The organism is Caulobacter hibisci (genome assembly GCF_016135805.1).
In the GTDB taxonomy this organism is placed as follows: Bacteria; Pseudomonadota; Alphaproteobacteria; order Caulobacterales; family Caulobacteraceae; genus Caulobacter; species Caulobacter hibisci.
The window spans coordinates 157,129-168,681 of sequence record NZ_JADWOX010000004.1 but is presented as its reverse complement, the minus strand read 5'-3'; the positions used below and the strand labels follow the sequence as shown (position 1 = coordinate 168,681).

Genomic DNA, 11,553 nt, shown 5'->3' with positions numbered 1-11,553 from the left:
GGCTCGCTTCCGCGCACGATCGCGCTATATCCGGCCCATGGCTGAAGCTTTCAACGACAAGACCCTCTCCGCCGACAAGGCCGCCCGCTACGCCGAGGTGGCCGACGAGATCGCCTCGGTGCTCGACGGCGAGGCCAACCTGACCGCCCGCATGGCGACGGTGGCCTCGATGCTGGCCAACAGCTTCGATCACTATTTCTGGACCGGCTTCTACGTCGTCGATCCGGCCAAGGAACGCGAGCTGGTCGTCGGTCCCTACCAGGGCTCGCTCGGCTGCCTGCGCATCGCCTTCGGGCGCGGGGTCTGCGGCGTGGCCGCCGCCACGGGCCAGACCCAGCTTGTCCCGGACGTGCACGCCTTCCCCGGCCACATCGCCTGCGACAGCCGCTCTGCCAGCGAGATCGTCGTCCCGGTATTCGACCGCGAAGGCGCGCTGCTGGCCGTTCTGGACGTGGATTCCGACCGTCCGGCGGCCTTCGACGAGGTCGACCAGACCTGGCTGGAACGCATCTTGGGCGCGACCTTTGCGGCGTGATCCTGGCCTCTAGATTGCAGGATTGTTTCCATCATTCCTTAGCCTAGCCGGATTAGGACAGGTGGACATGTTGGACGTCGAGACCCTGCAACCCGCCGATCTGGCCCCGGCCGATCTGGCGCTCTGGCGAGCCTTCGCCGAGGCCGATCCGGCCTTGGCCAGCCCGCTGCTGGGTCCCGACTTCACCCTGGCCGTCGGCAAGGTGCGCGAGGATGCGCGGGTCGCCGTGATCCGTCGCGGCGGCGAGATCGTCGGCTTCCTGCCGCACCATCGCCGGCCCGGCGGCGTCGCCCGGCCGATCGGCGCGCCGCTGTCGGACTATCACGGCCTTGTCGCCAAGCCGGGCGTCGAGATCGACGCGGGCCAGGTGCTGCGCGCCGCCGACCTGGCCGTGTTCCGCTACACCGGCCTCGTCGATCCGGCCGACGCCTTCGCCGCCCAGGCGACCATTCCGGCCTACGTCATCGACATCGGCGACGACGTCGACGCCTATCTGGAGGCCATCCGCTCGGGCAGCCCCAAGAAGATCAAGAACTACCGCCGCCTCGACAACAAGCTGGCCCGCGAGATGGGCGAACTGGTGCTGACCGCCGACGACGTCTCGCAGGAGGCCTTCGACCAGCTGATCGCCTGGAAGCGCGAGCAGATCGAGCGCACCGGCATCCACGACTTTCTGCGTCCGGAATGGACGCGCGGCCTTTTCCAGTCGCTGTTCGAGACTCGCCAGGGCGACTTCCGTGGCCTGATGATCAACCTCTATGCCGGCGGCCAGCTGGTGGCGGGCCATTTCGGCGTGCGCCAGGGCGCGGTCTATCACCCGTGGATCGCCTCCAATAATCCGGCCTTCGCGGCCTGGTCGCCGGGCCAGATCTTCTTCATGCGGGCCATCGCGGCCATGCCGGGACTGGGTCTGACGCGCTACGACCTGGGGCCTGGCTCGGACCACTACAAGCACTCCTACGGCCTGACCCAGACCCTGATCGCCGACGGCGCGGCCACGGCATCGAGCATGGCCGGTCGCGTGGCCCATTCGGTCGAAGGCGTCTGGGCCCTGGCCGGGGCCAATGGCGAAGGTCCGGTGGCCCGCCTGCGGCGACGCATGGACATCATCACCTCGACCGAACTCACCATGGGCGGACGGGTGAAGGGCCTGGTCGACGCCGTCGCCTCCCAGGGCCGTCGGCGAAACGCGATAGTGGAGGTCTGATGGCCCGCGTGACGATCATGATCCCGACCCAGCGTCGGCTCGGCGGCCTGGCCGTCGCGGCCCGCTCGGTCCTGGCCCAGGCCGGGGTGGATCACGCCGAGCTCGAGCTCGTGATCGTCGACAACGACCAGTCGCCCTCCGCCAAGCCCGTCGCCGAGACCCTGGCGGCCGATGCGCCGTTCCCCGTCCACTACGTGCACGAGCCCCGCGCCGGGGTCGCCAACGCCCGCAACGCCGGCATGGCCAAGGCCTCGGGCGAATTCATCGCCTTCCTCGACGACGACGAGGAGGCGCCGGCCGGCTGGCTGGCCGCGCTGCTGGCCGCGCAAGCTCGCTACGCCGCCGACGTCGTCTTCGGTCCCGTCCGCGGCCGCGCGCCGGAGAGCGTCACCGCGCACCGCGACTATCTGGAGCGGTTCTTCTCGCGCGTCGGTCCCGACGAGGCCGGCGTCATCGACCACTATTACGGCTGCGGCGACAGCCTGCTGCGACGCGCCAGCCTGCCCGATCCGCTCGCCCCCTTCGCGGCCGAGCGCAACCAGATCGGCGGCGAGGACGACATGCTGTTTGGCCACATGCAGGCGGCCGGCGCGGTCTTCGCCTGGGAGCCGCAAGCGTGGGTCTGGGAAGACCCGCTGCCCGCGCGCCTGACCCTCGACTACACGATCCGCCGCGCCTTCGCCTACGGCCAGGGTCCCTCGGCCCACTGCGCCGCCGCCGTGCCGCCGGACAGGGCAGGGGTCGCCCGCTGGATGGCGGTCGGCGTCGTCCAGGCCGCCCTGTTCGGGGTCGTGGCCGGCTTCAAGTGGCTAACCCGCGCCGGCGACCGGGCCGAATGGCTCGACCGCGCCGCCCGCGGCCTGGGCAAAACCCTGTGGTGGGGTCCCTTCAAGATCCACTTCTACGGACAATCGGCGTGAGGCTGGCGTCATGACCATCATCCACGACTGGACCCCCGAGAAGGCCAAGGCCTTCGGCCGCGAGAACCTCGTCTTCAAGCACGGCCTGCATGAGCGGCCGATGTTCGACGACGAGGGCTTGGCGCGTCTGCTCGACCTCTATCCGCGCGAGCTGCTCGGCGTCTTCACCATGGGCGAGGATCCCAAGGCCTGGACCACCTGGCGCAAGGGCTCGCCGGGCAATCTGTCGGGCGACCAACTGCTGGAAGCCGCCAAGGCCGGCCGCATCTGGCTGAACCTGCGCCACACCAACGACCACGTCCCCGAATACGCCGCCCTCTGCGACGAGATCTTCGCCGAGAAGGAGAGGGAGGTTCCGGGCCTGAAGACCTTCAAGCGCGATCTGGGCATGCTGATCAGCAGCGCCAACGCCCAGGTCTTCTACCATCTCGACGTGCCGCTGGTGTCGCTGTGGCAGATCCGCGGCGTCAAGAAGGTCTGGGTCTATCCCGTGGCCGATCCCTATGTCGGCGACCTGGCGCTCGAGAAAATCGTGCTGCGCGAGACCGCCGAGCAGTTCGCCTTCGAGCCGTCGTGGGACGCCGGCGCCCAGGCCGTCGAGATGACGCCGGGGACCATGGTCACCTGGAAGCAGAACGCCCCGCACCGGATCGAGAACGGCCCGATGCTGAACGTCTCGGTCTCAATCGAATTCATGACCCCGCCTGCCCTGATGCGCGCCAATGTCATCTACGCCAACGGCGTGCTGCGCCGCCGGCTGGGCGCCAATCCCAAGGTCCAGGCCGGCTTCGGCCCCACGGCGCTGGGCAAGCTGGCCATCGCCCGCGGCGCCAAGGCCCTGAACCTGCAGACCCCGCACGTGCGCCATCTGCCGGTGACCTTCGGGCTCGACGCCGCCCGACCGGGCGTGCTGGTGGATCAGGCCTAGGTCCAACCGGCCTATCGACGCCGGGACGCCCCGCGCTCGCGGTCCCGTCCGGCTGCGCTGAGAGTCCATCTCGGCCTCGGCCCGTCTTCGGCGCCGCAATCATGATCATTGTTCTGCGAAAAAGTCATGGCGGGCGCCGTGTAAAGGGGCGCCCGCGCGCCTGAGGGCTCCGTTACGCCCCGATGACGGCCGCGGCTATTGCGGAAGTTTCGGGTCTGAAGAACTGTTTCAATAGCGACATTCTTCGAATGTATCGCCCGATCTTTATTACCCAATAAGAACACTGAAACCGGGAAGCACCACGGAGAAAGCAAACGCGCGCGCATAGCGCCACGAGGGGATATGCATGACTAAGTGCTCACGGACTATTTTGCTTTCGGGTATCTCAGCTCTTTCTCTGACCTTGGCCTATGCCAGCCTGGCTAGCGCGGCCGATGCACCAGCCGCGCCGGCCGAACCATCCGCGACCGAGGTCGACACCGTCATCGTTCTCGGCACGCGCAGAACCGACCGGTCGGTGGTCGACTCGCCGTCCCCGATCGATGTCTTCGGCGGTGAAGAACTCGCCCGCCAGCCGGCCGCCGACATGCTGGACGTGGTCAAGAACCTCGTCCCGTCGTTCTACGTGCCGCAGAACACCATCTCCGACGCCTCGACCTTCGTGCGCGCGCCGTCCCTGCGCGGCCTCGGCGCCGACCAGGTGCTCGTGATGATCAACGGCAAGCGCTACAACCGCTCGGCGCTGGTCCAGGTGGTCACCGGCGGCGACACGGCCCTGTCGCTGGGCGCCCAGGCCGTCGACCTGTCGATGATCCCGTCGATCGCCGTCAAGAACCTGCAGATCCTGCGTGACGGCGCCACCGCCCAATACGGCTCCGACGCCATCGGCGGCGTCATCAACTACGGCCTGCGCGACAGCGACAGCGGCTTCGAGGCCCAGGCGCGCTATGGCCAGACCTATGCCGGCGACGGCGAGAGCTATCAGTTCGCCGTCAACGCCGGCTTCAAGCTGTTCGACTCCGGCTTCGTCAACGTGTCGGGCGAGTATTTCGACGACGGCGAGACCAGCCGCGGCGCCACCCGGCCCATCGCGGCCGTCTTCGCGGCGAACAACCCCGCCCTGGCCAACCAACTGCCCAACTATCCCGGCCCGGCGCAGATCTGGGGCTCGTCGCCGACCAACGGCTACAAGCTGTTCCTCAACTCCGCCTACGACGTCAGCGACAACACCAGCATCTACCTGACGGCCAACGTCGGGCATCGCGAAGCCGACCAGAGCTTCAACTATCGCTCGCCGATCTCGGCCCCCACGCCGCTGGCGATCGACAACGGCACCGGCACGCCCGCCACGGGCTCGCCCGGTCGCAACGGGTCCTTCGCCCCGATCTACCTGACGCCCTGTCCGGTCGGCAACGCCACCTGCCCCGCGGGCGGCTTCGTCAAGGACGGCAACACCTTCAGCTTCACATCCATCTATCCGGCGGGTTTCACCCCGCGCTTCCAGGGCGAGGTCGAACAGTTCTACGGCACGATGGGCGTCAAGGGTAAGGCCGACAGCGGCCTGACCTACGACCTGTCGGCGACGGTGGCCAAGAACTCGCTCGATCTGGCGATGACCCAGTCGCTCAACGCGTCCTTCGGCCCGAACAGCCAGACGTCGTTCAAGTTCGGCAAGCTGATCCAACGTGAAACCAACCTGAACCTCGACCTGACCTATCCCCTGGAAGTCGGTTTCGCGAGCCCGATCACCCTTTCGGGCGGCGCCGAGTTCCGACACGAAGAGTACGAGCAGACCGCTGGCGACCTGCAGTCCTACGCCGCGGGTCCCTACGCCGTACAGCCGCTGTACGTGCAGGTCTCGCCCGGCGTCTACACCCGCTCGCTCACCACGGGCGCCAACCCCGTGGCGGAGTCGGCGTCGCAGTCGCCCGGCGCCAGCGGCTACGGCGGCACCAGCCCGGCGTCGGCGAAGACGACCACTCAGAGCAACTACGGCATCTATGTGGGCGCCGAGACCGACGTCACCGAGGCCTTCACGGTCGGCGTCGCCGGACGCTACGAGGACTACGACACCTTCGGCGACACCGTGGTGGGCAAGGTGAACGCTCTCTACAAGGTGTCGGACATGTTCTCGGTGCGCGGCACCGTCGGCACCGGCTTCCACGCCCCGTCTCCCGGGCAGAGCGCCACTGAAATCCTGACGACCGCCTTCTCGCCTGGCGGTGATCAGGTCCAGACCGGCACCTATCCGGTGACCAGCGCCATCGCCCAGTATTTCGGCGCCAAGACCCTGACGCCTGAAGAGTCCACCAACTACGGCGTCGGGTTCATCTTCAATCCGATCAGCAACCTCACCCTCACCGTCGACGGCTACTTCATCAAGGTGAAGGACCGCATCAGCATCACCAGCACCTTCGATGTCACCGCGGCCAACATCATCGCCCAGCCCGCGCTCGCCGCGGTCGGGGAGGGCGGCGCCGTAGCCTATTTCACCAATGGCTTCGATACCGAGACCAAGGGCATCGACGCCGTCGCCAGCTATCGCACCGAGCTGCTGGACAACCCGCTGATCCTCACGCTCGCCTACAGCTACAACAAGAGCGAAGTCACCAAGTCCGACCCAGTGGCGATCGGCCCCGATCGGATCTACGACATCGAGCACATCACGCCCAAGCATCGCGCCAACCTCTCGGCGAGCTACGAGATCGCCGGCTTCATGATCAACGCCCGCGGCAACTACTACAGCAAGTGGAGCACCAACCAGGACTATCCGGGCCAGACGTTCGGCGCGAAGGTCACCGCCGATCTCGACATCAGCTATACGGTCGCGGAGAAGTACACCGTCACCGTCGGGGCCAATAACCTGTTCGACGAATATCCGGACAAGCTGGCCCCGACTGTCGCCAACCCGATCTACGCCATCACCGGCAGCACGGCCGACGGCCAGATCTATCCGCGCTCTGGCGGTCCGTTCGGCATGAACGGCGGGTTCTGGTACGCGCGCCTGAAGGTGAAATACTAGGCGCTTCTAGCACTGGCCGCCTCCACCGGATGGCGGCGACGATAGGGGAGGCGGCCAGGAGTTTCCTGGCCGTCTTCTTTTATACCCTCCGCTCGCCGGGATGCGGACGCGCTGATCAGCAAGTAAGCAAAAACTTCATTAGAGTGTCGTGACGTCTTGCGCGTGGGATCGCGCCCTTGCCGGAGGCCCGCCTTTGCCTCACAGCTGGGTCACGATGAGTCAGGCAGTCACGATTGAACTTGGGGAAGGCGGCGCGCATGACGCCCGCGCCCTGCGCGATGCTTTCGGGTGTTTCACCACGGGGGTCACGGTCATCACCACGGTGGGGGAGGACGGTCGCCGCGTCGGCCTGACCGCCAATTCCTTCACCTCGGTGTCGCTGGACCCGCCGCTGGCCCTGGTCTGCGTCGACCTGAAGTCGTCCAGCCTGTCGGCCCTCGACGCGGCGGGCCGCTTCGCCGTCAACGTGCTGCATGCCGACCACCAGGCCCTGGCCAAGCAGTTCGTCCAGAAGGACACCGACCGCTTCGCCGGGATCGACACCGAGACCTGGCGCACCGGCGTGCCGATCCTTCCCGGCTGCATGGCCAATTTCGAGTGCGAGACCCACCACGTCTTCGACGCCGGCGACCACCGGGTCTATGTCGGCCGCGTGGTCAAGCTGCGCTACGACCCCGACCACGAACCGCTGGTCTATCTGCAGGGCCGGTTCCGCCGGGTGCACGTCGACGCCGAATAGCCGGGCCGCATAGGCGAGGTTAGATTTTCCAGGATACGCGCCGTTTCTCGGATGCTATTGACGCCGAAAAACAGCGTTAGGGAGTGCATCATGCGAGACATCGCCCATTTCGTGAACGGCCAAGCCCTTATCGGCGCCTCGGGGCGCTATGGCGACGTCTTCAATCCCAATACCGGCGAGGTCCAGGCCCGCGTCCAGCTGGCCAGCGACGCCGAGGTCGACGCGGCCGTGCAGGCGGCCGCCAAGGCCCAGATCGGCTGGGCGGCGACCAATCCCCAGCGCCGCGCCCGGGTGATGTTCGAGTTCAAGCGCCTGATCGAGCGCGACATGAATTCGCTGGCCGAGATCCTGTCGTCCGAGCACGGCAAGGTCATCGCCGACTCGAAGGGCGACATCCAGCGCGGCCTCGAGGTCATCGAGTTCGCCTGCGGCATCCCCCACATCCTCAAGGGCGAATATACCGAGGGCGCGGGCCCCGGCATCGACGTCTATTCGATGCGCCAGCCCCTGGGCGTGGTCGCGGGCATCACCCCGTTCAACTTCCCGGCCATGATCCCGATGTGGATGTTCGGCGTCGCCATCGCTGTGGGCAACAGCTTCATCCTCAAGCCGTCGGAGAAGGATCCCACGGTTCCGGTCAAGCTGGCCGAGCTGATGATGGAGGCCGGCGCGCCCGAGGGCGTGCTCAACGTCATCCACGGCGACAAGAGCGCCGTCGACGCCATCCTGACCCATCCGCTGATCCGCGCGGTCAGCTTCGTGGGCAGTTCCGACATCGCCCATTACGTCTACCAGACCGGTACGGCGCACGGAAAACGCGTCCAGGCCATGGGCGGCGCCAAGAACCACGGCATCGTCCTGCCCGACGCCGACCTCGACCAGGTCGTGAAGGACCTGTCCGGCGCGGCCTTCGGCTCGGCCGGCGAGCGGTGCATGGCCCTGCCGGTCGTGGTCCCGGTCGGCAAGGCCACCGGCGACGAACTGCGTGAGCGCCTGGTCGCCGAGATCGAGACCTTGCAGGTCGGGATCTCCACCGACACCGCCGCCCACTACGGTCCCGTCGTCTCCAGCCAGCACCGCGCCAAGATCGCCGACTATATCCAGATCGGCGTCGACGAGGGCGCCGAGCTGGTGGTCGACGGCCGCGACTTCCAGCTGCAAGGCTTCGAGAAGGGCTTCTTCATCGGCCCGTCGCTGTTCGACGGCGTCACCAAGGGTATGAAGACCTATCAGGAAGAGATCTTCGGCCCGGTCCTGCAGATGGTCCGCGCCGAGAGCTTCGAAGAAGCCCTGGCCCTGCCGTCCGAGCACCAATACGGCAACGGCGTCGCCATCTTCACCCGCAACGGCCGCGCCGCCCGCGAGTTCGCCGCGCGCGTGAACGTCGGCATGGTCGGCATCAACGTGCCGATCCCGGTGCCGGTGGCCTATCACACCTTCGGCGGCTGGAAGCGCAGCGCCTTCGGCGACACCAACCAGCACGGCGTCGAGGGCGTGAAGTTCTACACTAAGGTGAAGACGGTCACGGCCCGCTGGCCAGAAGGCGACGTCGAGGACAGCGCCTTCGTCATCCCGACGATGAAGTAGGGGGCGGGGCGGCGGTTACGATCGCCAGCTCGCTGCAAGAGCCCGATCTGCGCCGGGCATCAAACGCTATGACCAGTCCGTCGGGGGCGCCGCTTTCCTTCAGAAGCGCGCCTCCGGCGGTTCGCATGATCCTGGTGCGGTCCTCCGGCGTCGCTGCCTTGTAGGCGACGAAAACCGCGGGCGGGCGAGGATCTCCCTTCGAGTTCAGGATCAGAACCCACTCGGCGTTGGTGCGTCGCCAGGACCACAGCATCCGCCGCCGCATCTTGGGAAGTCGCGCTGCCAGCATCGCCTGAAGGTCGGGCTCGATGTTCAGAAGCCGATGCGAAAGCTCCAGCCATTCCGGCACGCGGCGTTCGTCGAGGTCCGACAGCATGCGCCGCCACAAGGCCGTTCGCCGTCGCCCCGGTTTTGCCGGCCTGGCCTCCGGGTGCATCGACAGCGACAGATAGGAGTCGAGAGCGCGCGACCTGCCGTAGAGGCTGTGCAGAATGGCGCCCGGCGCGAACTGATTGATATCGAGGCCGCAATCGAGATAGGCGGCGAGCAGGTCGTGCTCGTCGGCGATGAAGGTCACCTCGCGCTCGAATGCGGCTCGGCGACGCAGGTAATGGACGATCTCGCCCGGGGCCTCGAGGATCTCGCAGACGACATCCAGGTCGCCGATGCACATGGTCGGCGTGTGTGGTGTCTCCGCGCTGATCAGGCCGGCCTTCACCAGTGACGGCCAGTGCGTGTTCAAGGGACCCAGGATATTGAGGGTGATGTTGTAGCGCAGGAACCTGTCGATCCCGCGGCTGTCGATCTCCACCGCACCCTCATGCGCCGAGAAGCAATGCGTCTCGCGGCGCCGGGTCAGAAGCGCCTCCAGGCGCGCCGATTGGATCGCAGGCTCTTCCAGCAATTTGACGATCTCGCGTTGCAGCCGGTCGTCGGCGCCGCGCTTGGCTTCGGGGGCAACGCGGCCGCCCTTGGCCTCGAAGATGATCGCCACGCCATCGATCAGGACGAAGGCGTCGGTTTCGTATCCAACGCCATCGAGATCGTCGCGCCACTTCATCCGGGTGAAGACCCGATCGGCGCCGAACTGCTCTTTCAGCAGCCGGCCCAGCTCATCTTCCAGGAAGGGGCCGCGAGCCTTCTCATAAGCCTTCTTCAGCGCCGCGTCGGCGTCGAACAGCGTTTCGAACATCGCCAGGAAGAAAGCGATCGTCGAGCCGGGATTTGGCCACTCGAAGACGCCTTCGGCGACCCGGATGAAAGGTTTGGTCCAGACCGGATTGTTCAGGAGGACCCGATGGGCGGGCAGGGCGGACAGGTCGCCATAGCCCAGCGACCATCGCTCCAGGATCGCCATCACCGCCGCCTCGTCGGCGCCTGCGGGCAAGATGTCGCGAACGTCGGCGGCAGTGAAGCCATAGACCTCGACGAGCGGTCGCTTCGCCGCCGGGAACAGGATGGCGGTCCTCCTGGACCACGTGTTGATGTTGGTCTCGAAACGGTCGAGCAGCGCCGTCAGCACGTCGGCGAGGTGAAGCCCGGAAACGCCGTGAACGGCGCGAAACCTGTCGTCGAACCGCGACAGCAGCGCTCGCAGATAGCGGTCCATCTGGGCTGGATGGAATTCACCGCGCACCGTCTGGGTGTCGGCTCGGATCTGGTGCAGGGCCAGCGCCAGATGCCGGTCTTCGGTTTCAGCGAGGGCGCCCGCCAACCGGTCGTTGAAGGCCTTGGCGTTCTCCTGCAATAGCGGGATCAACGCCACGGCCGTCTCGTCGACGCCGCGCTCTCCGCGTCCCCGCCGGCTCCCCCGAAGCGCGAACGCCTGGAGCAGCTCCAGATGATGGTGGTGGATGACGGACGCGGACGTCGTGGCTCCTCCCGCCTCACTCAACAGTACGATCAGGTGCGTCGCCAGGCGCGCCAGCACCGCGGGCGGATCGCTCGCGGCGAGCACTTCCGCGATCCGAATCGATGACTGCTCGAAGCGATGCTGAGCGTCCTCGATCAGCTGGGCCGTCGTGGCGCGCGGATCACCCTTGGCTCCAGCCGGTTTGTCTTCGGGAGCTTCGGTTCCGCCGTCCAAGCTGGCCTCCCATCCGCCGAGACGCGGCCGTCAGGTCCGCTCGAAACGGATCACCGCCCAGCCATAGGAGCGGATACGCCACGCGTCGTCTTCCCAAGTCTGCACGAATGTCCAGCCACCCTGTTCGGTGAAGGCATGGTCGTCCCGCACGCCGCTCCACTGGGTGGGCAAGGTGAAATGGACGGTGTCGCCGGTTTCCACGAAGTCCTGCGGCGCTCCGAAGCGGTGCGCTAGGTCGCTTATGGCGCTCACGTGCCCGGTCATCAGCTCGCGCCAGCGCGCCAATCCCGCTTGGCCGAGAAAAACATGAGGCGGGAAGTTCTCCAGGATCGTGACGTCGCCCGACGAGAAGATCCCTTCCAGAAGGCGCGTGTCGGCCGTCTCCAGAAACCTGGCGAGCGCCGTCGGGGCGGCCATCAGGGCAGCGCCCGGCCGCCGGGCTTCCGTGTGCTCGTCCATGGACCGCTTCTCCTTCGTGGCCGTGACCGGGGTGGTCTTCAGCTCTTAGCTTGAGGGGAGGCGACTCTGC

Annotated in this window: 9 protein-coding genes; 7 read left to right on the top strand and 2 right to left on the bottom strand. The window is 66.9% G+C overall.

Going from position 1 to position 11,553, the window contains the following annotated elements:
• Positions 1 to 37 precede the first annotated feature (37 nt).
• From I4Q42_RS08485 to I4Q42_RS08455, 7 genes are all read left to right on the top strand, one after another.
• Positions 38 to 535: a GAF domain-containing protein gene (locus I4Q42_RS08485; RefSeq protein WP_198575635.1), complete on the top strand. Its 498-nt coding sequence runs from the start codon at positions 38 to 40 to the stop codon at positions 533 to 535.
• Between the two features lie 67 nt (positions 536 to 602).
• Complete coding sequence (locus tag I4Q42_RS08480) at positions 603 to 1,742, top strand: GNAT family N-acetyltransferase (protein ID WP_198575634.1); 1,140 nt, start codon at positions 603 to 605, stop codon at positions 1,740 to 1,742.
• The gene (locus I4Q42_RS08475) at positions 1,742 to 2,662 is read left to right on the top strand and encodes a glycosyltransferase family 2 protein (protein ID WP_198575633.1); all 921 of its coding nucleotides are present in this window, start codon (positions 1,742 to 1,744) and stop codon (positions 2,660 to 2,662) included. Before I4Q42_RS08480 ends, I4Q42_RS08475 begins: the two co-directional genes overlap by 1 nt.
• A 10-nt stretch (positions 2,663 to 2,672) precedes the next feature.
• Positions 2,673 to 3,590, top strand: coding sequence for a hypothetical protein (locus I4Q42_RS08470; RefSeq protein WP_198575632.1), 918 nt, complete (start codon positions 2,673 to 2,675; stop codon positions 3,588 to 3,590).
• 403 nt (positions 3,591 to 3,993) lie between these two features.
• On the top strand, positions 3,994 to 6,612 hold the full coding sequence (locus tag I4Q42_RS08465; RefSeq protein ID WP_198575631.1) for a TonB-dependent receptor plug domain-containing protein: 2,619 nt from the start codon (positions 3,994 to 3,996) through the stop codon (positions 6,610 to 6,612).
• Positions 6,613 to 6,826: 214 nt separating this feature from the next.
• Positions 6,827 to 7,351, top strand: coding sequence for a flavin reductase family protein (locus I4Q42_RS08460; RefSeq protein ID WP_198575630.1), 525 nt, complete (start codon positions 6,827 to 6,829; stop codon positions 7,349 to 7,351).
• A gap of 90 nt (positions 7,352 to 7,441) precedes the next feature.
• Complete coding sequence (locus I4Q42_RS08455; RefSeq protein ID WP_198575629.1) at positions 7,442 to 8,938, top strand: CoA-acylating methylmalonate-semialdehyde dehydrogenase; 1,497 nt, start codon at positions 7,442 to 7,444, stop codon at positions 8,936 to 8,938.
• On the opposite strand, the gene I4Q42_RS08450 is transcribed toward I4Q42_RS08455, so the two are convergent.
• Together I4Q42_RS08450 and I4Q42_RS08445 are read right to left on the bottom strand one after the other, a co-directional pair.
• The gene (locus I4Q42_RS08450; protein WP_198575628.1) at positions 8,919 to 11,024 is read right to left on the bottom strand and encodes a hypothetical protein; all 2,106 of its coding nucleotides are present in this window, start codon (positions 11,022 to 11,024) and stop codon (positions 8,919 to 8,921) included. The genes I4Q42_RS08455 and I4Q42_RS08450 overlap by 20 nt on opposite strands.
• A gap of 30 nt (positions 11,025 to 11,054) precedes the next feature.
• Positions 11,055 to 11,483 carry a hypothetical protein gene (locus I4Q42_RS08445; protein WP_198575627.1) on the bottom strand — a complete coding sequence of 143 codons (429 nt, stop codon included), beginning with the start codon at positions 11,481 to 11,483 and terminating at the stop codon, positions 11,055 to 11,057.
• Positions 11,484 to 11,553: the final 70 nt, after the last annotated feature.

Coding starts and splice junctions, on each gene's coding strand:
- I4Q42_RS08485 (WP_198575635.1), top strand. CDS start 38: ATGGCTGAAGCTTTCAACGACAAGACCCTCTCCGCCGACAAGGCCGCC.
- I4Q42_RS08480 (WP_198575634.1), top strand. CDS start 603: ATGTTGGACGTCGAGACCCTGCAACCCGCCGATCTGGCCCCGGCCGAT.
- I4Q42_RS08475 (WP_198575633.1), top strand. CDS start 1,742: ATGGCCCGCGTGACGATCATGATCCCGACCCAGCGTCGGCTCGGCGGC.
- I4Q42_RS08470 (WP_198575632.1), top strand. CDS start 2,673: ATGACCATCATCCACGACTGGACCCCCGAGAAGGCCAAGGCCTTCGGC.
- I4Q42_RS08460 (WP_198575630.1), top strand. CDS start 6,827: ATGAGTCAGGCAGTCACGATTGAACTTGGGGAAGGCGGCGCGCATGAC.
- I4Q42_RS08455 (WP_198575629.1), top strand. CDS start 7,442: ATGCGAGACATCGCCCATTTCGTGAACGGCCAAGCCCTTATCGGCGCC.
- I4Q42_RS08445 (WP_198575627.1), bottom strand. CDS start 11,483: ATGGACGAGCACACGGAAGCCCGGCGGCCGGGCGCTGCCCTGATGGCC.